At 34.0% G+C, this 24,989-nt stretch carries 18 protein-coding genes and 1 CRISPR repeat array; of the genes, 11 read left to right on the top strand and 7 right to left on the bottom strand.

Annotated features, from left to right (window positions below):
* Nucleotides 1-54: 54 nt before the first annotated feature.
* Complete coding sequence (gene tatC, locus OZP15_RS11335) at nucleotides 55-879, bottom strand: twin-arginine translocase subunit TatC (RefSeq protein ID WP_281337485.1); 825 nt, start codon at nucleotides 877-879, stop codon at nucleotides 55-57.
* Nucleotides 876-1,841: a KpsF/GutQ family sugar-phosphate isomerase gene (locus tag OZP15_RS11330; RefSeq protein WP_269225548.1), complete on the bottom strand. Its 966-nt coding sequence runs from the start codon at nucleotides 1,839-1,841 to the stop codon at nucleotides 876-878. The genes tatC and OZP15_RS11330 overlap by 4 nt, the downstream gene beginning before the upstream one ends.
* 86 nt (nucleotides 1,842-1,927) lie before the next feature.
* Between OZP15_RS11330 and OZP15_RS11325 the strand changes: the two genes are divergently transcribed.
* A complete protein-coding gene (locus tag OZP15_RS11325; protein ID WP_281336142.1) occupies nucleotides 1,928-4,123 on the top strand; it encodes a RecQ family ATP-dependent DNA helicase in 2,196 nt (731 codons plus the stop codon).
* Nucleotides 4,124-4,194: 71 nt separating this feature from the next.
* On the opposite strand, the gene OZP15_RS11320 is transcribed toward OZP15_RS11325, so the two are convergent.
* Nucleotides 4,195-4,428: a hypothetical protein gene (locus OZP15_RS11320; RefSeq protein ID WP_269227922.1), complete on the bottom strand. Its 234-nt coding sequence runs from the start codon at nucleotides 4,426-4,428 to the stop codon at nucleotides 4,195-4,197.
* Between the two features lie 187 nt (nucleotides 4,429-4,615).
* Here OZP15_RS11320 and OZP15_RS11315 point away from each other — a divergent pair, with 187 nt between their 5' ends.
* Entirely contained in the window at nucleotides 4,616-6,184 is a 1,569-nt protein-coding gene (locus OZP15_RS11315; RefSeq protein ID WP_281336141.1) for an NAD(P)/FAD-dependent oxidoreductase, read from the top strand.
* 34 nt (nucleotides 6,185-6,218) lie between these two features.
* Here the strand turns inward: OZP15_RS11315 and OZP15_RS11310 are convergent, their stop codons facing one another.
* Both OZP15_RS11310 and OZP15_RS11305 read right to left on the bottom strand, forming a co-directional pair.
* Nucleotides 6,219-6,650 carry a response regulator gene (locus OZP15_RS11310; RefSeq protein ID WP_269225547.1) on the bottom strand — a complete coding sequence of 144 codons (432 nt, stop codon included), beginning with the start codon at nucleotides 6,648-6,650 and terminating at the stop codon, nucleotides 6,219-6,221.
* Nucleotides 6,616-7,929 (bottom strand): ATP-binding protein, encoded by a 1,314-nt coding sequence (locus tag OZP15_RS11305; protein ID WP_281336140.1) that lies wholly within the window; start codon nucleotides 7,927-7,929, stop codon nucleotides 6,616-6,618. Before OZP15_RS11305 ends, OZP15_RS11310 begins: the two co-directional genes overlap by 35 nt.
* Nucleotides 7,930-8,458: 529 nt before the next feature.
* Here OZP15_RS11305 and cas9 point away from each other — a divergent pair.
* The 3 genes from cas9 to OZP15_RS11290 are packed head-to-tail and all read left to right on the top strand — an operon-like array spanning nucleotide 8,459 to nucleotide 12,398.
* Nucleotides 8,459-11,842, top strand: a complete 3,384-nt coding sequence (gene cas9, locus OZP15_RS11300; protein WP_281336139.1) for a type II CRISPR RNA-guided endonuclease Cas9 — start codon at nucleotides 8,459-8,461, stop codon at nucleotides 11,840-11,842.
* Between the two features lie 48 nt (nucleotides 11,843-11,890).
* Nucleotides 11,891-12,130, top strand: a complete 240-nt coding sequence (locus OZP15_RS11295) for a ribbon-helix-helix domain-containing protein (RefSeq protein WP_269225541.1) — start codon at nucleotides 11,891-11,893, stop codon at nucleotides 12,128-12,130.
* The gene (locus tag OZP15_RS11290) at nucleotides 12,123-12,398 is read left to right on the top strand and encodes a type II toxin-antitoxin system RelE/ParE family toxin (protein ID WP_269225540.1); all 276 of its coding nucleotides are present in this window, start codon (nucleotides 12,123-12,125) and stop codon (nucleotides 12,396-12,398) included. Before OZP15_RS11295 ends, OZP15_RS11290 begins: the two co-directional genes overlap by 8 nt.
* 94 nt (nucleotides 12,399-12,492) lie before the next feature.
* A CRISPR array of direct repeats spans nucleotides 12,493-15,954; the repeat unit is 36 nt; unit sequence GTTGTGGTTTGATTAAAGATTAGAAAACACGATATT.
* 106 nt (nucleotides 15,955-16,060) lie between these two features.
* Here OZP15_RS11290 and cas2 read toward each other — a convergent pair.
* Nucleotides 16,061-16,390, bottom strand: a complete 330-nt coding sequence (gene cas2, locus OZP15_RS11285) for a CRISPR-associated endonuclease Cas2 (RefSeq protein WP_281336138.1) — start codon at nucleotides 16,388-16,390, stop codon at nucleotides 16,061-16,063.
* Nucleotides 16,366-17,274 carry a type II CRISPR-associated endonuclease Cas1 gene (gene cas1, locus OZP15_RS11280; RefSeq protein ID WP_281336137.1) on the bottom strand — a complete coding sequence of 303 codons (909 nt, stop codon included), beginning with the start codon at nucleotides 17,272-17,274 and terminating at the stop codon, nucleotides 16,366-16,368. The genes cas2 and cas1 overlap by 25 nt, the downstream gene beginning before the upstream one ends.
* A 241-nt stretch (nucleotides 17,275-17,515) precedes the next feature.
* Here cas1 and tgt point away from each other — a divergent pair, with 241 nt between their 5' ends.
* The 6 genes from tgt (at nucleotide 17,516) to OZP15_RS11250 (ending at nucleotide 24,961) form a co-directional block, all read left to right on the top strand.
* Nucleotides 17,516-18,646 (top strand): tRNA guanosine(34) transglycosylase Tgt, encoded by a 1,131-nt coding sequence (gene tgt, locus OZP15_RS11275; RefSeq protein WP_281336136.1) that lies wholly within the window; start codon nucleotides 17,516-17,518, stop codon nucleotides 18,644-18,646.
* 103 nt (nucleotides 18,647-18,749) lie between these two features.
* A complete protein-coding gene (locus OZP15_RS11270; protein ID WP_281336135.1) occupies nucleotides 18,750-19,838 on the top strand; it encodes an LptF/LptG family permease in 1,089 nt (362 codons plus the stop codon).
* Entirely contained in the window at nucleotides 19,825-20,709 is an 885-nt protein-coding gene (locus tag OZP15_RS11265; RefSeq protein ID WP_269225537.1) for a DMT family transporter, read from the top strand. Before OZP15_RS11270 ends, OZP15_RS11265 begins: the two co-directional genes overlap by 14 nt.
* A 117-nt stretch (nucleotides 20,710-20,826) precedes the next feature.
* Nucleotides 20,827-21,780 carry an acetyl-CoA carboxylase carboxyltransferase subunit alpha gene (locus tag OZP15_RS11260; protein WP_269225536.1) on the top strand — a complete coding sequence of 318 codons (954 nt, stop codon included), beginning with the start codon at nucleotides 20,827-20,829 and terminating at the stop codon, nucleotides 21,778-21,780.
* A 140-nt stretch (nucleotides 21,781-21,920) separates the two neighbouring features.
* A complete protein-coding gene (gene dnaB, locus OZP15_RS11255) occupies nucleotides 21,921-23,462 on the top strand; it encodes a replicative DNA helicase (RefSeq protein WP_269225535.1) in 1,542 nt (513 codons plus the stop codon).
* Nucleotides 23,463-23,698: 236 nt separating this feature from the next.
* Entirely contained in the window at nucleotides 23,699-24,961 is a 1,263-nt protein-coding gene (locus tag OZP15_RS11250) for an asparagine synthetase B (RefSeq protein ID WP_281336134.1), read from the top strand.
* Nucleotides 24,962-24,989 lie beyond the last annotated feature (28 nt).

Below are 24,989 nucleotides of genomic sequence, written 5' to 3'. Positions count from 1 at the left end.
GTATGATTTATTCGGTTATCAGTTGGATGATATTGACTTTTTTTGTGATTGTAATTAACTAATTGTTTTGCTTTTTCGTTGCTGATTTTTATAAACAATTGCCGAAATGAGGATGCTTAACTCAAAAACAATCAGCATCGGTATGGCTACGATAGTTTGGCTCACAACGTCTGGTGGAGTAACAATTGCAGAAATGATCAGTACAATTACAATAGCATATCTACGAGAATCTCTTAAGAATTTTGGAGTTACTAAATCCAGTTTGGTCAAGAAATAAATGATTATAGGCAATTCGAAAAACAATCCGCTGGCGAGAATCGATGTTTTGACCATTCCCATATAAGAATCTAATGTGAATTGATTGGTTACCATTTCACTAACCGAGAATGTAGCCACAAAATTGACAGACATTGGAATAACAAAAAAATAGCCAAACAGCACTCCCATAAAAAAGAGTAGAGAAGACGTAACGATGAATACGACTGCATTTTTCTTTTCTTTTTCATACAAAGCAGGACTGATGAAGCCCCAAATTTGCCACAATATATATGGAAAGGCAAGAATAAAACCAGCCAAAATACACATCCATACAAACATATTGACTTGTCCCTCCATTTCTGTATTCTGAATAATAAATGGAAATTCGGTAATACAAATACTTTCGGCTATTCCTATTTGGTGTGATAAATCACAAAGAAATGTATAGGTAAAAAAAGTGGGTCTTGTTGGTCCAAATAGAATGGTGTCAAACAAATAATCACTGATAAAATAAGTAGCACATGCCATGACTAAAATGGCAATAGTACTTCTTACTAGCAACCATCTTAATTCTTCGAGATGATCCAAAAAGGACATTTGATTAAGTTCTTTTTTCATTATATAATGCCTTCTTTTAATATATCATGTAAGTGTAAAACACCTTTGTACTGGTCGTTATCAATAACAATTAACTGTGTTATGGAGAAATCTTCTAGAATATTCAACGCATCAACTACCATAGTCGAAGATTGTATTGTTTTTGGTTTTTTAGTCATAATATCTTTGGCTGTCAAATGGGCAAAACTGTCATTCTCGTTCAACATTCTTCGAATATCACCATCGGTAATAATTCCGATTACCTTATCATTTTCTACTACAGCGGTAACACCAAGACGTTTTTCAGAGATTTCAAAAATAACCTTTTTTATAGCAGTATCAGGAGCAACCATTGGTTTTAACGTGTTTTCGAGCATATCTTGTACACGAAGCAATAGTTTTTTGCCTAAAGCACCACCTGGATGGTATTTGGCAAAATCTTCGGGGGTAAAATTTCGCAATTGCATCAAACAGATAGCCAGCGCATCGCCTATTACTAATTGGGCAGTTGTGCTATTGGTTGGTGCTAGATTATTAGGACAAGCTTCGGCATCGACCGTGGTGTTCAAAACATATTCTGATTCTTTTGCCAAGAAAGAAGTCATATTTCCTGTCATAGCAATCAATTGATTACCAAATCTCTTCAGTAAAGGAATAAGTGCTTTTATTTCGGGGCTATTACCGCTTTTTGAAATGCAAAGCACTACATCATTGGGCTGAACCATCCCTAAATCACCATGAATGGCTTCTGTAGCATGTAAAAAGATAGATGGAGTTCCTGTAGAATTAAACGTAGCGACCATTTTTTGTGCAATAATCGCACTTTTGCCAATTCCGGTTACAATTAATCGTCCTTTTGAATGGAATATAATTTTGGTAGCTTCGGCAAAGTTAATATCAATAAAATCAATTAGTTTTGCTATGGATTCGCTTTCGGATAGAATAGTTTTTTTTGCTGAAATCAGAATATTTTCCTTGGTGTCCAAAATAGAATTTTTATAAAAATTTGTGAGTATAAAAGAAATTAGTATCTTTAGTGGTGCAAATTTAGATAAAATACCATTAATAAAGAATGAATTCAAACGAAATTGACATCCACAAAGAATTAAAGAAGTATTTTGGCTTTAACCAATTCAAAGGTTTACAAGAGCGAGTTGTAAAAAGTATTCTCAACAAGGAAAATACTTTTGTCATTATGCCAACAGGTGGTGGAAAATCACTTTGTTATCAGTTGCCAGCTTTGGTTCAAGACGGAACCGCTATTGTGGTTTCTCCTTTGATTGCCTTGATGAAAAATCAGGTTGATGCCATAAGGAGTTTGTCTTCAGAAAATGGAATTGCACACGTACTCAATTCGTCATTAACTAAAACAGAGATTGCTCAAGTCAAAAAGGATATTAGCTCGGGTTTGACAAAACTATTGTATGTTGCTCCAGAGTCTTTGACAAAGGAAGAGTATTTAAGTTTTTTGCAAAGTGTGACCATTTCATTTGTAGCCATTGACGAAGCGCACTGTATTTCGGAATGGGGACACGATTTTAGACCAGAGTACCGAAATCTTAAAGGAATTATCAAGCAATTAGGTGATGTGCCTATTATAGGTCTTACTGCAACAGCCACTCCAAAAGTGCAGGAAGACATTCTTAAAAACTTGGATATGTCGGATGCAACTACTTACAAAGCATCCTTTAATAGAGCCAATTTGTTTTATGAAGTTCGTACCAAAACCAAAAATATCGAAGCGGATATCATTCGTTTCATCAAGCAACACAAAGGAAAATCTGGAATTATTTACTGTTTGAGCCGCAAAAAAGTAGAAGCAGTAGCCGAGGTTTTGCAAGTAAACGGAATAAGCGCAGTGCCATATCACGCAGGATTAGATGCCAAGACTCGTGCCAAGCATCAAGATATGTTCTTGATGGAAGATGTTGATGTAGTGGTAGCAACAATTGCCTTCGGAATGGGAATTGACAAGCCCGATGTTCGCTTTGTTATACACCATGACATTCCAAAATCATTAGAAAGTTATTATCAAGAAACCGGTCGTGCAGGTCGCGATGGAGGAGAAGGTCACTGTTTGGCTTATTACTCCTATAAAGATGTTGAAAAGCTGGAAAAATTCTTGTCAGGAAAACCAGTAGCCGAACAGGAAATAGGTTTTGCTTTACTGCAAGAAGTAGTGGCTTATGCTGAAACTTCGATGTCTAGAAGAAAATTTCTTTTGCATTATTTTGGTGAAGAATTCGATACCGAAACAGGAGAAGGTGGTGATATGGACGACAACGTTCGTAATCCAAAAGTGAAAGTAGAGGCTAAAGATGAAGTAGTCCAATTACTCGAAGTAGTTCGTGATACCAAACATATTTATAAATCCAAAGAAGTAGTTTTTACTTTGATTGGTCGTGTGAATGCTGTGATAAAAGCACATAGAACAGATGTGCAGCCTTTTTTTGGTTCAGGTACTGATCATGACGAAAAATATTGGATGGCATTATTGCGTCAAGTATTAGTAAATGGATTATTGTCAAAAGATATCGAAACTTACGGAATAATTAAAATTACCCAAAAAGGTTTGGATTTTATTAAAAACCCAGAATCTTTCCTAATGTCAGAAGATCATGAATACAATGAATCCGAAGACGAAGCTATAGTAACAGCTGCAAAATCAAGCGGAGTAGCCGATGAAGTTTTGATGGATATGTTGCGTGACTTACGTAAAAAAGTAGCCAAAAAATTAGGGGTTCCTCCTTTTGTAGTTTTCCAAGATCCATCACTCGAAGATATGGCGTTGAAATATCCAATTTCTATGGAGGAATTGACCAATATTCATGGTGTTGGGGAAGGAAAAGCCAAAAAATACGGTAAAGAATTCGTAACCTTGATTAATCAATATGTTGAAGATAATGATATCATTCGTCCAGATGATTTAGTGGTAAAATCAACAGGTGCCAATTCTATCAACAAATTGTATATCATTCAAAATATTGACAGGAAATTATCACTCAAAGATATTGCTTCCGCAAAAGGGTTGAATATGGAAGCTTTGATAACCGAAATGGAACAAATTGTCAATTCAGGAACAAAGCTTAACATCAAATATTGGATTGATGAAATGCTAGACGAAGATCAACAGGAAGAAATTCACGACTATTTCATGGAATCCCATTCTGATAATATAGAAGAAGCCTTAAAAGAATTTGATGGCGATTACGATATTGATGAATTGCGTTTGATGCGAATTAAATTCATCAGTGAAGTAGCCAATTAAAAGAGTAATCAGTGTTCAGTAATCAGTATTCAGTCAAAGTTGAACTGCATACTGCGACTGAACACTGAATACTAAAAAACCTCTCCTCGATGCGGTTTCAAAGCATCACGTACTTGAATCATCGTTTCATCGGTAACTACCATAAAAGCAATCGCATACATTTCATTAAGGATTTCGAAACCTGTAATGTTGGGCGATAATTTTTCAATTGCAATATATTCCTTTAAATGAATTTCGTGATGTTCGGCTGTTTTTGCGGAAGCAGGACCACGAAAATCCCATATTAGTTTTATTTCCTTCGGCAGTTCGCTGTCGCTCGTGTGTCTCGTCATTTTTGAATGTTTTAGATGGTAAAGTTACAAAGTCTAAATTGAAAAGACCGATACCTTTGTCAAAGTTCTAAACTTTGACAAAGGTTCTCCATAAAGTTTCCCTTCAAAATACTATTTTTGCATTTCGTTATTGTTTTCAAATAACCCATCAACTGCAACAATGCCACAAGAATTACTTTTCCAAACATCGCCAGAAACAGCTACAAACGAATTGTTGCTCAAACAACATATTGCCAAATTAATTCGGGTTGATGTTAAAGAAATCCAACATATTTCGATTCTGAAACGTTCGATTGATGCCCGTCAAAAAGCCGTGAAATTCAATTTGAAAGTCGATATCTATTTGGTTGGCGAACCCATTCAAGAAGCTAAAATTGAACTGCCAGAATACAAGAATGTTACCAATGCACAGGAAGTAATTGTTGTAGGGGCGGGTCCTGCGGGATTATTTGCAGCCTTGCAATTGATTGAATTGGGATTGAAACCCATCGTAATCGAACGAGGCAAAGACGTTAGAGGAAGAAGAAGGGATTTGAAATCCATCAACAGAGATCATATTGTCGATGAAGATTCCAATTACTGTTTTGGCGAAGGCGGAGCAGGAACTTATTCGGACGGAAAGTTATACACCCGTTCCAAAAAGCGTGGCGATGTAACCCGAATTTTGGAATTATTTGTTGCTTATGGTGCTTCACACGATATTTTGGTGGATGCCCATCCGCATATCGGAACCAATAAATTACCGCAAATCATTCAGGACATGCGGGTGAAAATTATTGAAATGGGCGGTCAGGTGCTGTTTGAAACCCGACTGACAGATATTCTTATAAAAAATAATGAAGTTCAGGGGATTGTTATTCAAAATGGAGACACGATTCTTGCTAACAAAATAATTTTGGCAACAGGACATTCTGCCCGAGATATTTTCGAATTACTAGACAGAAAACAAATTTTTATCGAAGCCAAAGCTTTTGCCTTGGGCGTTCGTGCCGAGCATCCGCAGTCGTTAATTGACAGTATTCAGTACAGTTGTGATTATCGTGGGGAGCATTTGCCACCATCGCCTTATTCTATTGTGAAGCAAGTAGGAGGCAGGGGAATGTATTCGTTTTGTATGTGTCCCGGTGGTGTGATTGCGCCTTGTGCGACGAGTCTAGGCGAAGTGGTAACTAACGGTTGGTCGCCATCCAAAAGGGATCAGGCTACTGCCAATTCAGGAATAGTTATCGAATTGAAACTCGAAGATTTCAAGCCGTTTGCTAAATTCGGTGCTTTGGCAGGAATGGAATTCCAAAAAAGCATTGAGCAAAAAGCTTGGCATTTGGCAGGGCAAACCCAAAAAGTGCCTGCACAAAAAATGGTCGATTTTACCCAAAATAAAGTGTCGAACAATATCCCAAAAACTTCTTATGTTCCCGGAACTACTTCGGTGGAAATGGGACAGGTTTTTCCAGGATTTCTGACTCAAATATTACGAGAAGGTTTTGTGGAATTTGGAAAATCCATGCGTGGTTTTTTGACCAATGAAGCGATTCTTCATGCACCTGAATCCAGAACTTCCTCGCCAGTACGTATTCCCCGTGATGCCGAAACATTGGAACATCTTCAAATCAAAGGTTTGTATCCTTGTGGCGAAGGTGCTGGCTATGCCGGAGGGATTATTTCAGCAGCGATTGATGGCGAAAAATGTGCCTTGAAAATTGGAGAAGTTTTAAATTTGAATGTGTAAATGAAATTGTTAATTTTTTCTATTTTATTCTTTTTTACAAATAATCTGGAAAATGTTTTTGCATAATATCCTTAATAATTTCTAGTGTCAATGGCTTGTTTTTGAAACCAGAAACATCCGAAAAATTTTCGGCTCTTTTTTTATCATGAGGATTCAAAGAGGTAGTCAGCATTACAATAATTATTTCTCCTTTTTGGTGGATTTCCAAATTTTTATAAATTTCCAAAAACTCCCAACCATCCATTACGGGCATGTTTATATCGAGTAAGGTTAGCATTGGTTTTGGAAATACATTACCAGCTTTTTCATATTTTCCTTTATTGGTAATAAAGTCAATAGCTTCTTTTCCGTTTAATACGGTTTGTACATTTTCGGTGATGTCTGCTTTTTTAATGAGCATTTGGTTGATGAAATTTGTTCCTAAATCATCATCAATTAATAGTACGCAGTTCAGTTTCTTTTTCATAAATGTTAAGTATTGGAATGGTAAAATTGAAAGTGCTTCCCTCGCCAAGTTTTGAATCTACCCAAATTGTTCCTCCATGTAACTCGACAATTTTTTTGCAATGTGCCAGTCCAATTCCGGTTCCTTCATATTCATCTCGGTTGTTGAGTCTTTTAAAAATTACAAAAAGTTTGTGTATGTCATTTTTATCAATGCCGATAGCATTATCTTGAACTGAAAAAAGCCATTCGTTTTCTTGTTTTTTAGCTAAAAAAATAATTTTAGGAGGGATGTTTTTTTTCTTGAATTTTAAAGCATTGCTGATGAGATTTTGAAACAGTTGTCTCAATTCTGTTTCATAACCAATAAGAATAGGTAAGTCATATATTATTATTTCGGCATTGCTTTCTTTTATAAGAACCATCATATCTGAAAGGACTTCATTTACAATTTGATTGCAATTTACTGTAATTGTTTTTTTTTCTTTACCTATCCTAGAATAATCCAGTAATCCTTTGACTAATTGCTGCATTCGTTTAGATGATGTGGAAATGAAATCAATGTAAAATTCACCATTGCCACCTAATTTTCCAGCAAATTCTGTTTCTAATAGTTCGGTGAAACTAACTAGAGATCGCAATGGCTCTTGAAGATCATGTGAGGCTACATAAGAGAATTGTTCTAATTCTTTATTTTGATTCTGTAATTTTTTGTTTTGTTTGGCTAGTGTAACTTCTTTCTTTAATAAAGTTTCTGTACGTTCTTTAATTTTGTTTTCTAATTCAAAATTGAATTCTTGTATTTCCCTTGAACGTTTTATAATTTCAATTTCCATTTCGTTGACCTTTTTCTCGAGTCCAAGAGTTTTGTCTTCTTTACTTTGTTGTTCGATTTGGGTTAAAAAAAACTCGGTTATATCTTCCACACGATGAATGATATATTCTATTTCATTTTCGGAATTTAATACAGGAATGTTCAGTGGACTCCAGTATTTTTTTTCAAATACGCCATCAGGTCTTTGAACGTCATATCGTTGAACAGCCATCGTATGCTGTTTTTTGTTTTTGAGTACTAAATGGAGCGAGTTTGATAAGATAGCAACTCCGTTGGCATTTTTATCATCAGGATTATCAGGAAAAACATCAAATATATTGCGCCCTATCATTTCTTCTCTTTTCTTCATTGAAGCTGTTTCATAGGCATTGTTTGTGTACAAGATATTTAATTCAGGAGAGAGAATTAAATATAGACTTGGAGTTAAATCAAATATTTTTTGAAAATCAATTTTTATGTCTTCCATTTCTTTTAATTTTTATCCCTCAACTCAAATATTTTTTGAGAAGTACTTTCGAATCAATTTTTATATCAGAAGGATAATTTTGTTTTAAAGTTAAAAAAAACATTTTAAATATATTTAATTTCTTATAAAAAAGTTTAAATAGGTTGTGTTTTTAAGTATTCTATAGGTAATTTTTTTCTGTAATTATTTGTTTTTAAAGTAAGATTGCGACTAGATTATTGCTGAAAAACAATAGGGGATTTTTTGGATAATGGTTGGCTAATTGTTCGCTTAAAATTTGGAGATTTTTATAAATTTAGAATTTGCGATTGTTTTTATTTGGTAATTTACATCAAAAAAAAAGTCCCACCGAAGCAGGACTAAAGATTTTCATCTACGGCATATAGCCTTATTGTGATAAGATTAAAGATTAGAAATTTTAATCATTACAAATGTATGTAAAAAAAACTTTAGTTTGAATACGGGAAACCGTAAGCTGGGTAATTATTTTCTCCGTAGTTTTAAAAATTCTTATAAAATACAGATTGGTATGGCAAAAATATTAGGATTAGATTTAGGGACTAACTCGATTGGGTGGGCTTTAATTGATGATAAATTGAATAAAATTTTAGGCATTGGGAGCAGAATTTTTCCAATGGGTGTTGAGAATTTGGGCGATGGTGATAATGAAATGTCTAAAAATGCAAGTCGAACAGGAGCAAGAGGCGTAAGGCGTCAATTCTTTAGACGAAGATTAAGAAAGAAAGTATTGTTAAAATCACTTTCAGAAAATAATATGTGTCCAATGAGTTTGAAAGATTTTGAAGATTGGAAACAAACCAAACAATTCCCCTCTGAAAAATTAGCCACTTGGTTTGCAATGAATCCTTATGAATTGCGCCAAAAAGCATTGAATGAGAAGTTGTCTTTAGAAGAAATTGGTAGAATTTTTTACCATTTAATTCAAAGAAGAGGTTTCTTAAGTAATAGCAGAAAAAGTGGAGGAGAAGATGATGAAAAAGGAACTATTTTTAAAGGTATTCCAAAAGAAGGGAAAATTGGAATATCAGAAACACAAGAAAGCATTGAAGGCAAAACTTTAGGTTCTTATTTATTTGAGATTTATCCAAAAGAAAATCAACCGTTTCAGTATGGATTAGAAAGAATCCGAAATAGATACACCACTCGTAAGATGTATATCGATGAATTTGAATTGATTTGGGATAAACAATCGGAATTTCATTCTGTTTTAAATTATGATTTAAAAACAGTTTTTGGAGGAAGAAAGCAAGATAATTACAAAGAAGATGGAATTATATTTCATCAAAGACCTTTACGCTCACAAAAGCATTTGGTCGGTAATTGTTCTTTTGAACCTTCAAAAACAAAATGCCCAATAAGTGCTATTCCTGTTGAAATGTTTAGAATTTGGCAATGGGTAAATACTGTTGAATATAATGGAAAGAAAATATCTCAAATAGAAAAAAACAAATTGATTGAGCAATTGCTTTCCTTTGATAAAATTGAATTCAAAAAACTACGAAAAGCCATCGGTAAAGAAAGTGCAGAATTCAAATTCAATTATAAAGACGACGATAAAATAGTTGGCACACATACTATTTCTAATTTATCCAATAAAAAATATTTTGGCAAAAAATGGTTTGATTTTTCAGAAAAAGAGCAGGAAGATATTTGGCACGTTTTATATTTTTTTGACAGTAAATCAAATCTTGCAGCATATGCTATTAAGAATTGGAATTTTACAGAGGAACAAGCTGTTGCAATTTCAAAGTTTAATGTAAAAGACGGCTACGCTAGTTTGAGCCGAAAAGCTATTGCTAATATTTTACCATTTTTACAGCAAGGATATACTTATGATGTTGCAGTGGTTATGGGTGGAATAAAAAATACTTTTGGTGACAAATGGCAAAATGATACAGCAGAAAACAATCAGAAGCAATTAGAATTAATTGATAATGTTGAAGCTATTGTTAGATTTAAAATTTCAGGTGGTTTTATAGATACTATTAAAGATTTACTTCGAAAAGAATTTCAATTGAATGACAAACAATTAAAGAAACTCTATCATCATTCGGCAACAATTGATGTTACGGAATTACTAGAAAAATTACCAGTTGGCAAAGATGCCGATAAGGAAATACAAGCTATTCGAAATCCAATTGTAATAACTGCTTTATTTGAATTGCGGAAATTGGTAAATGAATTAATTGAAGAACACGGACAACTCGACGAGATAAAAGTAGAAATGGCTCGAGATTTAAAAATCTCCAAATCACAGCGAAATAAAATTCGTAGAGATCAAAAGCGATTAGAACGTGAAAATGACAGAGTGAAAACCGAAGTTGAAAAATATGCTAGAGTTTCACACGATAACATTTTAAAATTCAAACTTTGGGAAGAGTGCAAACAGACTTGTCCTTATACAGGTGTTACAATTCCTATTAGCAAACTTTTTACAGGCGAAGTCCAAATAGAACATATTCATCCGTGGAGTCGTTCGTTGAACGATAGTTTCAATAATAAAACATTGTGTTATGCTGATGAAAACAGGCGTAAAGGAGATAGAACGCCTTTTGAATTTTATGGAAATGACGAATTGGATTGGATTGCTAGAAAAGAACGAGCATTAAAATTATTTTCAGACACCAAGGAATATCCAAACGCTTACCAGAAATTCAAAAGATTTGTACAGATAAAGTTTGATGATGATTTCAGTTCAAGACAATTAAATGACACCCGATTTATAAGCAAAGAAGCTTCAACTTATTTAGCAAAAATTTGCAAAAAAGTAAATGTCTCTCCAGGACAAATGACAGCCAACTTGCGCCAAAAGTGGGGATTGAATACTGTTTTGAATGATGAAAATGCTAAAACGAGAGAAGATCATCGTCATCACGCCATCGATGCCTTGGTTATGGCTTGTGGCAAAACAAGTTATTTACAGGAATTATCCAAATGGAATCGCTACAATAGAAACTACGATTTAAAAGATTTTCCGATGCCTTGGGAATCGTTTAGAAAAGATGCTGAAGTTGCTGTTGATAAAATATTGATTTCACATAAACGTATTGCTAATGATATCACTATTCGATATACCAAAGTAGAAAAAAACGGAAAAACGCATATCAATAAAGGGGTTGCTGCACGAGGACAATTGCATAAAGAAACCGTTTTTGGTAAACGAAATTTTAATGGAGAAGAAGCATTTCACGTTAGGAAATCCATTGATAGTTTGACAACCGAAAAACAACTTGAAAAAGTAGTTGACGAAGCTATTAGAATGTTAATTTATAAAAGAATTCAAGAATTAGGCGGATTTGTAAAAGGAACAATTCCTGTAAATACTTTTTTTATTGTTGATGAAAATGGAGTGAAACAACCACAAATTTTCTTGCCTAATAAAAATGGAGCGCCAGTACCAATTTTGAAAATAAGGATGAAAGAAAATATTGGAGGAGCAGAAAAGCTAAAGGATAATGTTAATCAATGGGTGAATCCTAGGAATAATCATCACGTTTTGATTTATAAAGACGACAAAGGAAATTTAAAGGAAGAAGTGGTAACTTTTTGGACTGTTGTGGAACGAAAAAGCAAAGGATTTTCAACGTATCAACTTCCTGTCGAGGGAAAAGAAGTGGTTGCGACTTTGCATATTAATGATATGTTTTTATTAGGATTAAATGAAGATGAAATCAATTGGGGAAATCCTGATTATGAAATTTTAAGAGGTAATTTGTACAGAGTTCAAAAATTAACATCAGGAGATTATTTTTTTAGAAAACATAAGTCTTCAACGGTTACGGATGATGATTACAAACAAATAAGAGGATTTGGAGAAGGTAAAACAGGATGGTTTACATTTAATCCTATAAAAGTAAAAATTTCAGTTTCGGGAAAAATTTCAAAAATCTGATTTATTTCAAAAGTTTGGTGTAAATTTACACCAACTAAAATTATTGTTATGACACGTCAAAGTATCACTTTAGCCAATCAAAATGACGAATGGTTAAAAAAACAAGTTGCAGAAGAAGAATTTACTAGTAAAAGTGAAGCTATTAATTATCTCATCAAAAAAGCACGTTCGCAAGATGATTATGTAGAATTTGTTAGAATGAAGCTTGATAAAGCGGAGAAAAGTGGATTTAGCTCTAAAACTAAAGAAGAGTTATTAGCTGAAATTAAGAAAAAATTAAATGTTTAGTTATAAACTAAATATTCAAGCAGAAGAGGATTTGACTCGAATTTTTGAATATGGAATGAGTCGTTTCGGAATGCTTCAAGCGCATAAATATTATGATATGTTTTTTGATTGTTTTTCAAAAATTGCATCAAATCCGTATCTATTTCCAGAAGCTATTCGTTTTCGTCAAGGATATAGATATTGTGTTTGTGGAGTTGATACCATTTTTTACAAAATTAATGTCGATACAATAGAAATAATGGCTATCATTGGCAGGCAAAATTTTTAAGAAGTTCTTTGACATAAGTTTTTCATTGTCTTAAACATCTCAAACCACAACTGAAAGGTATGGCATCCGCCCAGCAGGGATGCAGTAGCTTTCAGTTGTGGTTTGATTAAAGATTAGAAAACACGATATTTTTTCATCTTGATACTTTCGTCAACAACCAGTTGTGGTTTGATTAAAGATTAGAAAACACGATATTTCGCTATTATTTTCGATGCAGCCTTCCATAGTTGTGGTTTGATTAAAGATTAGAAAACACGATATTTTCTTTCGGATCTGTTTTGGTCATTAGACGGTTGTGGTTTGATTAAAGATTAGAAAACACGATATTAATCTTCACGAATAATGAAAGAGAAGTGCTGTTGTGGTTTGATTAAAGATTAGAAAACACGATATTCCGCTTGAGCATCCAGTCGAAATCCCCTTGGTTGTGGTTTGATTAAAGATTAGAAAACACGATATTGTTTTTGTCTTTTGAAATACCGTCCCGCTCGTTGTGGTTTGATTAAAGATTAGAAAACACGATATTCCACACCATTTGCTCCCAAATCGTTGATGGGTTGTGGTTTGATTAAAGATTAGAAAACACGATATTTTTATAAGTATCTCTAAAAAAACCTTCCTGGTTGTGGTTTGATTAAAGATTAGAAAACACGATATTCAAAGCTACTACGCTCAACTCGACAAGTTGGTTGTGGTTTGATTAAAGATTAGAAAACACGATATTTGCTCGCTTTCTTTTGGATAGATGTCATGGTTGTGGTTTGATTAAAGATTAGAAAACACGATATTCGCGGGACTCTTCGCTGAGATGGGTACAGGGTTGTGGTTTGATTAAAGATTAGAAAACACGATATTAAGTGGGAAGCGTATAAGCAGTACTGCGCTGTTGTGGTTTGATTAAAGATTAGAAAACACGATATTTACAACATCGAGGGAGCGGCTAAAGGCTTTGTTGTGGTTTGATTAAAGATTAGAAAACACGATATTCCGACGAGTTTAACGACTTGCCGTTATCAGGTTGTGGTTTGATTAAAGATTAGAAAACACGATATTCACCATCGATGCAGGAAGTTTATGGAAGTTGTTGTGGTTTGATTAAAGATTAGAAAACACGATATTCAAAAGATTTCACATCATCAAAACCATCAAGTTGTGGTTTGATTAAAGATTAGAAAACACGATATTAATAATAGTAATAGCTGGGTATTATATTAAGTTGTGGTTTGATTAAAGATTAGAAAACACGATATTTGCTTCAACTGCTTTTGAATCTACTTCTCTGTTGTGGTTTGATTAAAGATTAGAAAACACGATATTGAAGCAGAAAACTTAAGAGGAGTTGACAGAGTTGTGGTTTGATTAAAGATTAGAAAACACGATATTAAACAAAAACAAAGGTGGGAAAATATACATGTTGTGGTTTGATTAAAGATTAGAAAACACGATATTGCTAACGCAAACAAAGCGCTTTCAGAAGCGTTGTGGTTTGATTAAAGATTAGAAAACACGATATTCAAATCGCTAACGACGCTATCACCGTCGCAGTTGTGGTTTGATTAAAGATTAGAAAACACGATATTTTATTATTATATACTATATCTATTTCTTTTGTTGTGGTTTGATTAAAGATTAGAAAACACGATATTGACACAAGTAAAGGGAACGAAATACTAATGTTGTGGTTTGATTAAAGATTAGAAAACACGATATTTTCAAAATGCAAAAAGAACTAATGGATATTGTTGTGGTTTGATTAAAGATTAGAAAACACGATATTACATTAGCGGGTAGGGGCAGAATGACAAACGTTGTGGTTTGATTAAAGATTAGAAAACACGATATTAAAGTTAAGCAACCAAGAAGGATTGGCATTGTTGTGGTTTGATTAAAGATTAGAAAACACGATATTTTTTTGTCCTAACGGTGGAGTTATTATTATGTTGTGGTTTGATTAAAGATTAGAAAACACGATATTGTCGCAAACCAAATCGGAATAATCATCCATGTTGTGGTTTGATTAAAGATTAGAAAACACGATATTCTCTTAAAGATATTTCATAATGAGTATTTTGTTGTGGTTTGATTAAAGATTAGAAAACACGATATTTGGTGATATGATCTGTTTTATGTGGGAGTAGTTGTGGTTTGATTAAAGATTAGAAAACACGATATTGTTGATTCCTGACGGATTCTTAATATCTCCGTTGTGGTTTGATTAAAGATTAGAAAACACGATATTTTGTATTTTTTTTTGGCTTGCTTTTGTTTGTTGTGGTTTGATTAAAGATTAGAAAACACGATATTGACAGTAAATTATATAACTAAATACTGTCAGTTGTGGTTTGATTAAAGATTAGAAAACACGATATTATGAAAACAGTATACACACACGAAGGTTAGTTGTGGTTTGATTAAAGATTAGAAAACACGATATTAACACTCACATCATTCATTTGGTGTGAGTTGTTGTGGTTTGATTAAAGATTAGAAAACACGATATTTTCACAAGGGAACAAATTTGACGTCAATTTGTTGTGGTTTGATTAAAGATTAGAAAACACGATATTGTACTAGATGCGGAACCATCAGTACTGTTAGTTGTGGTTTGATTAAAGATTAGAAAACACGATATTCAGCACTGAAAAATATGAATGTAGAAAATGGTTGTGGTTTGATTAAAGATTAGAAAACACGATATTTATTTGTCTGTCCTATAAGACTGTATCAAGGTTGTGGTTTGATTAAAGATTAGAAAACACGATATTTTTGGGTACAAATAAGCATAGACAATACCGGTTGTGGTTTGATTAAAGATTAGAAAACACGATATTCACATCTAAACATAAGAGGAGTCGGAAGAGGTTGTGGTTTGATTAAAGATTAGAAAACACGATATTTATATTTGTACGCAGATAACAGCAAGATATGTTGTGGTTTGATTAAAGATTAGAAAACACGATATTTAACGGAGTTCCTGATGCTGAAAGCGTAACGTTGTGGTTTGATTAAAGATTAGAAAACACGATATTAGCAAATCGGTTTTATTATGGTAAAGACTAGTTGTGGTTTGATTAAAGATTAGAAAACACGATATTCATCAAGTATATTTAGTTATCTAAATATTAGTTGTGGTTTGATTAAAGATTAGAAAACACGATATTTTAAGATGCAAAAAGAATTAATGGACATTGTTGTGGTTTGATTAAAGATTAGAAAACACGATATTAAAAATAAAGAAATAAAAGGATATGAGTTAGTTGTGGTTTGATTAAAGATTAGAAAACACGATATTGAGACGTAGAAAAGTTTATAGGAGCAGAAGGTTGTGGTTTGATTAAAGATTAGAAAACACGATATTTTTAAGATGCAAAAAGAATTAATGGACATTGTTGTGGTTTGATTAAAGATTAGAAAACACGATATTACGACGAAGAAATCATATTCAAAGAAGCGGGTTGTGGTTTGATTAAAGATTAGAAAACACGATATTTTCACAGGGAAACAAATATGACGTGAACCTGTTGTGGTTTGATTAAAGATTAGAAAACACGATATTAGTTGGCTTGTTACCTTCTAGTAATCAACAGAATAAAGAGAAATATCGTAAAATAAAATGCTCCTTTTTAGCACGTGATAGGCTAGATTGGAGCATTTTTTTATTTCTAGAATAATTCCAATTGCGTGGGTGCATCTACCGCTTCTTGTTTGGCTTTGCCCAAATAATTAATAATCATCCCAAATTGTTTGTCGGTAATTCGTAAAACACTGACTTTACCCAAAGGCGGAACGAGTTTGTTTATCCGTTTTTCGTGCACATCGGCACTTTCGCCACTAGCACAATGACGAATATAAACCGAAAATTGCATCATCGAGAAACCATCTTTTAACAAACTGCCACGGAATTGCGAAGCATTGCGTCGATCCTTTTTGGTTTCTGTTGGCAAATCAAAAAATACAAACAACCACATTATTCGGTAGGCGTTAAGTTCCATAATTTTGGATATTTAATTTTTTTTCTACTTCCCATAAAACACTGTTGCAAGGAACTAGCCGTTTTTTGTAGTGCGACCATCAACGGACTTTTTTCATCCTTGAAATAAACGGTTCGAGTTAATACTTGCAAGAGTTCGGCTTTGATTTTAGTGTTCAATTCCTGTTCCTCATAGTTTTGCATAATTTCGAAAACTTTTTCGTCAACCAATGGTCGGAACGGTTCCATAATATCATCGGCTAGTGCAAAAGCGTTGTATTTGCTCTTGTGATGAATGCCTAGCGTGTTCAATAATCCGCTTCCAGACAAAGCTCTAGCGGTTGCTGCCCGAAGAATCGCATAACCATAATTGAGAAAATTATTGGGATAATCGCCAAAACGTTCTCGTCTGAAATTGATGTCATAAGTATCAAAAAAGGATTTCCAATATTGGCTTGCAGCGACTCCTTCCATGTTTGTCGTATCTCCACTCAAGACTTTGCTTGCCAAGAATTCGAAGCTGTTTTTATTTTGAGTAATTTTTGTCAAAAGAATCCCTTGATTGGTTATTTTCTCCACAATAGTTTGTTGCCACAATTGTTTTTTTAGTGGAACAGAAGCTTCAATTTGGTTTCTAAAAACTTCTTGCTGAATATGATGGCTGTTGAGGTTCAGAAACATTCCGTTAGGCAAATGATTTTTAGAACAAATAATCACAGCAGTATTGTTTTCTACTAATAAATTCATGGCGGGTAAACTCAAGTAAATTTCGGGATGATCTAAAACTAAAAAACCAATATCTTCAATGGGCACTGAGCTTTCTCGAATTTCGGATTGGATAACCAATTGTAAATTTTTGGTCGTAATGGATGTTTTGTTTTCTATTAAAATGGATTTTTTTATCATAATTAGAGAATTGTTGTTTTTATTGAGGTCTAAATTATTGATAATCAATTTTGTATTTTTACGGGAAACCTCATTTTGGTCTTTTTTTTAGCTTTTAAATCGAATTAATTGTTTAACAAAAGAAAATAGATTAGTGACAACTTGTATAATTTATTTCCATAATATTAGCTGTTAAATAAATTCACAATTCATAATTCACAATTCACAATTACCTTATCTTTGCGCACTGAAAAAAGTCCTTATGAAATTTGATTTATTACAAAAAGATCCACATACCAAAGCCAGAGCAGGAAGTATCACTACTGATCACGGTGTTATTGAAACTCCAATTTTTATGCCTGTGGGAACGGTTGCTTCGGTAAAAGGAGTGCACCAACGGGAATTGAAAGAAGAGATAAACCCCGATATTATCCTCGGGAATACCTATCATTTATACCTGCGTCCGCAAACCGAAATTCTAGAAAAAGCAGGTGGTTTGCATAAATTCATGAATTGGGACAGAAATATTCTGACCGATTCGGGTGGATATCAGGTATATTCACTTTCTTCTAATAGAAAAATTAAGGAAGAAGGTGTAAAATTCAAATCGCATATTGACGGTTCCTATCATTTTTTTACTCCTGAAAATGTGATGGAAATCCAGCGTACCATTGGTGCAGACATCATTATGGCTTTTGACGAATGTACACCGTATCCTTGCGATTACCGTTACGCACAGCGTTCGATGCACATGACGCACCGTTGGTTGGACAGATGTATCAATCATTTGGATAAACTGCCATATAAATATGGTTATGAGCAAACTTTTTTTCCAATTGTTCAAGGAAGTACTTATAAAGATTTACGTCGTCAATCTGCTGAATATATTGCCAATTCAGGTCAGCAGGGAAATGCCATAGGCGGACTTTCAGTAGGTGAACCAGCCGAAGAAATGTATGCCATGACCGAAGTGGTTTGTGAAATCCTTCCGGAAGACAAGCCTCGTTATTTAATGGGCGTAGGAACTCCAATCAATATTTTGGAAAATATTGCTTTGGGAATTGATATGTTCGATTGTGTGATGCCAACCCGAAATGCTAGAAACGGAATGCTGTTCACGGCTAACGGAACGATTAATATCAAAAACAAAAAATGGGAAGCCGATTTTTCTGTAATTGATGAAATGGGTCATACTTTTGTAGATACAGAATATTCCAAAGCCTATTTGCGTCACTTGTTTGCTGCCAATGAATACCTCGGAAAACAAATCGCTACGATACACAATCTTGGATTTTATATGTGGCTGGTTCGCGAAGCTAGAAAACATATCATAGCAGGAGATTTTAGAACCTGGAAAGACATGATGGTGCGCAATATGAGCCAAAGATTGTAAAAGAAGTTTAAAAGTTTAAATTGGTTTAAAAGTTTAAAGTTCTCTTGAAACTCTTAAACCAATTTAAACTCTTAAACCATCTTAAACCTTTAAATAAAAAAAAATGTTAACAATAATAGACAAATACATCCTTAAAAAATACTTATCCACTTTTGGGGTAATGTTACTTTTGTTTGCACCTATTGGAATTATCATTGATGTTTCGGAGAAGATAAATAAAATGATTGCCAACAAAATTCCACTCTCGGAAATATTGGTTTACTATTATAATTTCACGATTTATTTCATGAATTTATTGTTTCCGATATTTTTGTTTCTGTCGGTGATTTGGTTTACTTCAAAACTGGCCAATAATACGGAAATTATTGCGATTTTGAGTTCGGGAATTTCGTTTTCACGATTTTTGAGACCTTTTATAATTGGAGCTACTATTGTTTCTATTGTTGTGTTATTGATGGGTTTTTTTATTGTTCCAAAGGCAAACGAAGGCTTTAATAATTTTCGATACACCTATCTTCGAAGTGACGGAAAAGAAGCCATGAGAGGAAAAAACACAGATGTTTTTCGCCAAATCAGTAAAAACGAATTTATCTATGTCAATAGCTTTAATCCCGAAACCAAAACGGCTTATAATTTTAGTTATGAGAAGTTTAAAAAAGATAAATTAGAGTATAAAATTTCGGCTAGTAGAATTCAATGGAATCCGAAAACCAAGAATTATACAATGTATGATTATGTCAAAAGAACGGTCGGAACATTAGAAGACAAAATCGAAAAAGCCGATAGCAAGGAGGCTAAATTTAGTTTTGATTTAGAAGATTTAACCCCCGTGATTTATATTGCCGAGACCTTAACTTTAGGTAAATTGAATCGGTTTATCGAAAAAGAAAAAAGTAGAGGTTCTTCTAATGTTAATATCTACAAGGTGGTTTTGTACAAAAAATACAGTATTCCCGTTTCGGCATTTATCTTGACTATTATTGCCGTTTCTGTTTCAGCCATGAAGCGCAGAGGAGGAATGGGAGTGAGTCTAGCGATTGGAATTGGAATTGCTTTTTCCTTTGTATTTTTTGATAAAATATTTGGAACTCTAGCCGAAAAATCTACTTTTTCGCCATTGTTAGCGGTTTGGTTTTCGAATATTGTGTTCGGAATTTTAGCCATTTTTTTACTACGAAATGCAAAAAGATAAATTAGGAAGTTATTTGAATCTTCATTTAATTGTATTTATTTGGGGATTTACAGCCGTATTAGGAGCTTTGATTTCGATAGCTGCTGATGCTTTGGTTTGGTATCGAATGCTTCTAGCAAGTGGATTTTTATTGCTTTTTATACTTTCAAAAAAGAAGTCATTTTCCGTTCCTCCTAAAGAATTATTCAAATTAATTTTTGTGGGACTTTTGATAGCTTTACATTGGATTACTTTTTTCGAAGCCATTCATATTTCTAATGTTTCCATCACTTTAGCGGTTTTTTCGTTGGGTGCTTTTTTAGCATCGCTACTCGAACCTTTGTTTTATGGCCGAAAAGTACTTTGGTATGAAGTATTCTTCGGATTGGTTATCATTGCTGGATTGGGCGTTATTTTGCAAGTCGAAATGAATTATTTGGAAGGAATGTTGTATGCCTTGGCTTCTATAATAATGGGTGTTTTATTCACCCTAATGAATGGAAAATTAATCGAAAAACACGATTCGGCGGTTATCACTTTTTATGAATTCTTGGCTGGAGTGGTTTTTATTTCAATCTATTTTATATTCGAAAATAAATTCACAGCTGATTTCTTTGTTCTGTCGGTTAATGATTGGATTTTACTACTGATTTTATCATCCATTTGCACCGCTTATGCTTTTACAGCTTCGGTCAAAGTGATGCAAAAACTTTCGCCTTATACAGTGATGCTAACTACGAGTTTAGAGCCTGTTTACGGAATTATTTTGGCGTATTTAATCCTTGGCGGAAAAGAAAAAATGAGCTTTGAGTTTTATATTGGAGCCTTATTAATTGTCATAACTGTTATTCTTAACGGCGTTGTGAAACACTATTTATCGAATAAAGAATAATTAATTTAAGCTTCTTTCTGTAAAATAGATTTATGTTTTTAATGTAAATAATTTATGTTTGAATAAATAAATTTATATTTGCAGTTCGAATCAAACCAAAAAAAAAGGACACATCCTATGGAATATTTAGATTTTGAGCTTCCAATAAAAGAATTAGAAGATCAGTTAGACAAATGTCTTGTTATTGGTCAAGAATCAGATGTTGATGTTACCAATACTTGTAAACAAATCAACAAAAAACTGGAAGAAACCAAAAGGCATATTTATAAAAATCTTACCGCTTGGCAACGCGTACAATTGTCAAGACACCCTAATAGACCTTACACTTTAGACCATATTAAAGCACTTTGTGGCGATACTTTCCTAGAGCTTCACGGCGATAGAGGTTTTAAAGACGACAAAGCGATGATTGGCGGTTTAGGTAAAATTGACGGACAATCGTTTATGATTATTGGTCAACAAAAAGGATACAATACCAAAACTCGTCAATATAGAAATTTCGGAATGCCCAATCCAGAAGGGTATAGAAAAGCTTTGCGATTGATGAAAATGGCAGAAAAATTTGGAATTCCTGTTCTTTCATTAGTAGATACTCCCGGAGCTTTTCCAGGTATCGAAGCCGAAGAACGTGGACAAGGAGAAGCTATTGCTAGAAACATCATCGAAATGGTACGTTTGAAAGTGCCAATTATTGTGGTGGTTATTGGCGAAGGCGCTTCAGGTGGTGCATTAGGAATTGGTGTAGGTGACAAAGTATATATGATGGAAAATACGTGGTATTCTGTTATTTCTCCAGAGTCTTGTTCTTCTATTTTATGGAAAAGCTGGGATTATAAAGAGCAAGCTGCCGAAGCCTTGAAATTGACTTCTTCCGACATGAAAAAGCAAAAATTAGTCGATGATATTATTCCAGAACCGCTAGGTGGAGCCCACTACGATAGAGAAACTGCTTTTAAGACAGTAGAGCAATATATCATGAAAGGATACAATGAGCTTAAAGACTTATCAACAGACGATTTAATCGCCCAAAGAATGGAGAAATACCTTCAAATGGGGGAATACAAAGAGTAAAATCTTACTTTATACAAATTAATCCGAAGCCTTATCGCTTCGGATTTTTTTTGGGTTATGAACAAAAAACGATTGCTTATGAACAATTATTTGTAATAAGTCAATAGTAAAGTTTTTTAATTTTTAGTTACTTTCGCTCTATGGAAAATGTGAAGAATATAAACCCAATTAAATACGATAAGACCAACATTATCAACCTTGAAAAAGGAAAGTTGCAACCTCAAGTTTTAGAATTAGAAGAGGCTGTGCTTGGTGCGATGATGATTGATAAGAAAGGTGTAGATGATGTAATTGATATTTTACAAGCGGATGCTTTTTACAAAGAAGCCCATAAACATATTTTTGAAGCTATCGTTCAGCTCTTTACTGATACACAACCTATTGATTTATTAACCGTTTCTGCTCAACTCAAAAAGAACGGAAAATTAGACCTTGCTGGTGGTGATTTTTACTTAATTCAACTAACGCAGAAAATTTCATCTTCGGCACATATTGAATTTCACTCCAGAATTATTTTGCAGAAATTCATTCAACGCAGTTTGATTCGAATTTCAACTGAAATTATCGAAGATTCGTATGACGAAACCACGGATGTTTTTGACTTGTTGGACAAAGCTGAATCGAAACTGTATGAAGTAACCCAAGGAAACATCAAGCGAAGTTCAGAAACAGCTCAAAGCTTGGTTTTACAAGCCAAAAAAAGAATTGAAGAAATTAGTAAACAAGAAGGATTAAGTGGTGTTGAAACTGGTTTTACTAATTTGGATAAACTAACTTCGGGTTGGCAACCGAGTGATTTAATTATCATTGCGGCTCGTCCTGCGATGGGAAAAACTGCATTTGTACTTTCAATGGCACGAAATATGGCTATCGATTTTGGACATCCAGTAGCTTTATTTTCTTTGGAGATGGCATCGGTGCAGTTGATTACTAGGTTGATTTCATCTGAAACGGGTTTGTCTTCAGAGAAATTACGTACTGGTAAATTAGAACCTCACGAATGGACGATGTTGAGTACCAAAGTGAAAAACTTGGAAAAAGCGCCTTTGTTTATTGATGATACACCCTCGCTTTCTATTTTTGATTTGCGTGCCAAAGCGAGACGTTTGGTTTCGCAACACGGTATCAAAATCATCATTGTGGATTATTTGCAATTGATGACCGCTGGAGGAAATGGTAAAGGAGGAGGAAATCGCGAGCAGGAAATCTCCACAATCTCTCGAAATTTAAAAGCCTTGGCAAAGGAATTAAACGTTCCCGTAATTGCACTTTCACAGCTATCGCGTGCGGTTGAAACTCGTGGATCTAGCAAAAGACCATTGCTTTCTGATCTTCGTGAATCGGGAGCGATTGAGCAAGATGCCGATATTGTTTCGTTTTTATACCGTCCAGAATATTACAAAATTGACGAGTGGGATGATGATGAAGCCTCGCCAACAGCAGGTCAAGCCGAAATTATGATTGCCAAACACCGTAATGGTGGAATTGAAAACGTTCGTTTGAAATTTATCGGACACCTTGGTAAATTTGACAATCTTGACGATTACAACGGAAGTTATGATGATTTGCCTTCGAGTATGAATCACGAAGAAAATCCATTCCAAACTAAAAATCTTCCATCACCAAATGAAGCCTTTGGTAGCAATTTGAATGACGACGATGACGATGATATGCCGTTTTAGTTTTTAGCCACAAATTACACAAATAAACACAAATTTCGATTAGTTTTAAATTACACGAATTCTGATTAGGGATACAATTCGTGTAATTTATTTTAAATTCTAAAAAATTCGTGATAATTAGTGTAATTCGTGGTTACTTTTTTAAAACTAATACTGTGTTTTTTATCCTTTTTCCTCCAATAAAACTAGTATATTTGGGAAAGTAAACTAATTGGTACTGCATAAAAAATCTACAAATGTTTTCAAAAAAAGTATTCCTTATTTTTTTAATCCTGATTTCCTTTTCGGTAAAAGCTTCGTTTATTTTGTTGCCAATGGATGAAAATACGCAAAAAAATCATCTGAAAGCCTACGGAATTACCTATTGGTGTATCGATAAGAAATACAAAGCCAGCTGGTTGCTCAACTATCGTGGCGGTTCTTTTTTATTGGCCGATGCACCAGAAATTAGAAAAGAATGCCAAATCCGAGACGTGAGTTTTGAAATATTAAGCGATGCAGAAACCAACCAAATTTTAGAAGAAATTGCCAGTCCTTCTCAAAATATGGAAGCAGTTGTACTTGAAAAAGCCCCAAAAGTAGCAGTTTATACTCCCAAAGGAAAACAACCTTGGGACGATGCTGTGACTTTAGTTTTGACTTATGCCGAAATTCCGTTTACACCCATTTATGACGAAGAAGTTTTAAGTGATCAATTGCTGCTATATGATTGGTTGCATTTGCATCACGAAGATTTTACAGGACAATATGGTAAGTTTTTTGGTTCCAATAGAAATTCGCCTTGGTACATCGAACAAAAACGAGATGCCGAAGTTTTGGCAACTAAGCTAGGCTACAAAAAAGTATCAGAAGAGAAATTGGCTGTAGCCAAAAAAATTAGAGATTTCGTTATTGGTGGCGGATTTATGTTTGCTATGTGTTCTGCTACAGATAGTTTTGATATTGCTTTAGCAGCCGATGGCGTAGATATTTGTGAATCAATGTTTGATGGTGATGCAAGTGAGCCCAATTATCAAGCAAAAATAAATTATGCTAATTCTTTTGCTTTCAAGGATTTTACTTTAGATAGAAAGCCAGAGCATTATGAGTTTTCGGATATTGATATGACCGAAAAAAGGAGAATTCCGATGGAAAAAGATTATTTTACCTTAATGGAATTTTCAGCCAAATGGGATCCAATTCCGAGTATGTTGTGTCAAAATCAAACCCAATTAATCAAAGGTTTTATGGGACAAACCACTTCTTTTGATGCGACTCTCATCAAATCGAATGTGTTGGTGATGGGAACTTGTGAACTCAATGGCGAAGCGCGTTACATTCACGGTGAGAAAGGCAAAGGAATGTTTACTTTTTTTAGCGGTCACGATCCCGAAGATTACCAGCATCGTGTGGGAGATCCTGCAACTGTTTTGGATTTGCATCCCAATTCCCCAGGTTATCGATTGATTTTAAATAATGTATTGTTTCCAGCTGCGAGAAAGAAAAAACAGAAAACCTAGTCAATTTTAAAAAGCAAATTCCAAATTT

The organism is Flavobacterium eburneipallidum, from assembly GCF_027111355.2.
Taxonomy (GTDB): Bacteria; Bacteroidota; Bacteroidia; order Flavobacteriales; family Flavobacteriaceae; genus Flavobacterium; species Flavobacterium eburneipallidum.
Note: the sequence above shows the minus strand (reverse complement) of the source record. Positions and strands in the feature narration are given on the sequence as shown.

Coding starts and splice junctions, on each gene's coding strand:
- OZP15_RS11325 (WP_281336142.1), top strand. CDS start 1,928: ATGAATTCAAACGAAATTGACATCCACAAAGAATTAAAGAAGTATTTT.
- OZP15_RS11305 (WP_281336140.1), bottom strand. CDS start 7,929: ATGGAAGACATAAAAATTGATTTTCAAAAAATATTTGATTTAACTCCA.
- cas2 (WP_281336138.1), bottom strand. CDS start 16,390: ATGGAACTTAACGCCTACCGAATAATGTGGTTGTTTGTATTTTTTGAT.
- OZP15_RS11295 (WP_269225541.1), top strand. CDS start 11,891: ATGACACGTCAAAGTATCACTTTAGCCAATCAAAATGACGAATGGTTA.
- OZP15_RS11260 (WP_269225536.1), top strand. CDS start 20,827: ATGGAATATTTAGATTTTGAGCTTCCAATAAAAGAATTAGAAGATCAG.
- tgt (WP_281336136.1), top strand. CDS start 17,516: ATGAAATTTGATTTATTACAAAAAGATCCACATACCAAAGCCAGAGCA.
- OZP15_RS11265 (WP_269225537.1), top strand. CDS start 19,825: ATGCAAAAAGATAAATTAGGAAGTTATTTGAATCTTCATTTAATTGTA.
- OZP15_RS11315 (WP_281336141.1), top strand. CDS start 4,616: ATGCCACAAGAATTACTTTTCCAAACATCGCCAGAAACAGCTACAAAC.
- OZP15_RS11250 (WP_281336134.1), top strand. CDS start 23,699: ATGTTTTCAAAAAAAGTATTCCTTATTTTTTTAATCCTGATTTCCTTT.
- OZP15_RS11310 (WP_269225547.1), bottom strand. CDS start 6,650: ATGAAAAAGAAACTGAACTGCGTACTATTAATTGATGATGATTTAGGA.
- OZP15_RS11290 (WP_269225540.1), top strand. CDS start 12,123: ATGTTTAGTTATAAACTAAATATTCAAGCAGAAGAGGATTTGACTCGA.
- OZP15_RS11270 (WP_281336135.1), top strand. CDS start 18,750: ATGTTAACAATAATAGACAAATACATCCTTAAAAAATACTTATCCACT.
- cas9 (WP_281336139.1), top strand. CDS start 8,459: ATGGCAAAAATATTAGGATTAGATTTAGGGACTAACTCGATTGGGTGG.
- cas1 (WP_281336137.1), bottom strand. CDS start 17,274: ATGATAAAAAAATCCATTTTAATAGAAAACAAAACATCCATTACGACC.
- dnaB (WP_269225535.1), top strand. CDS start 21,921: ATGGAAAATGTGAAGAATATAAACCCAATTAAATACGATAAGACCAAC.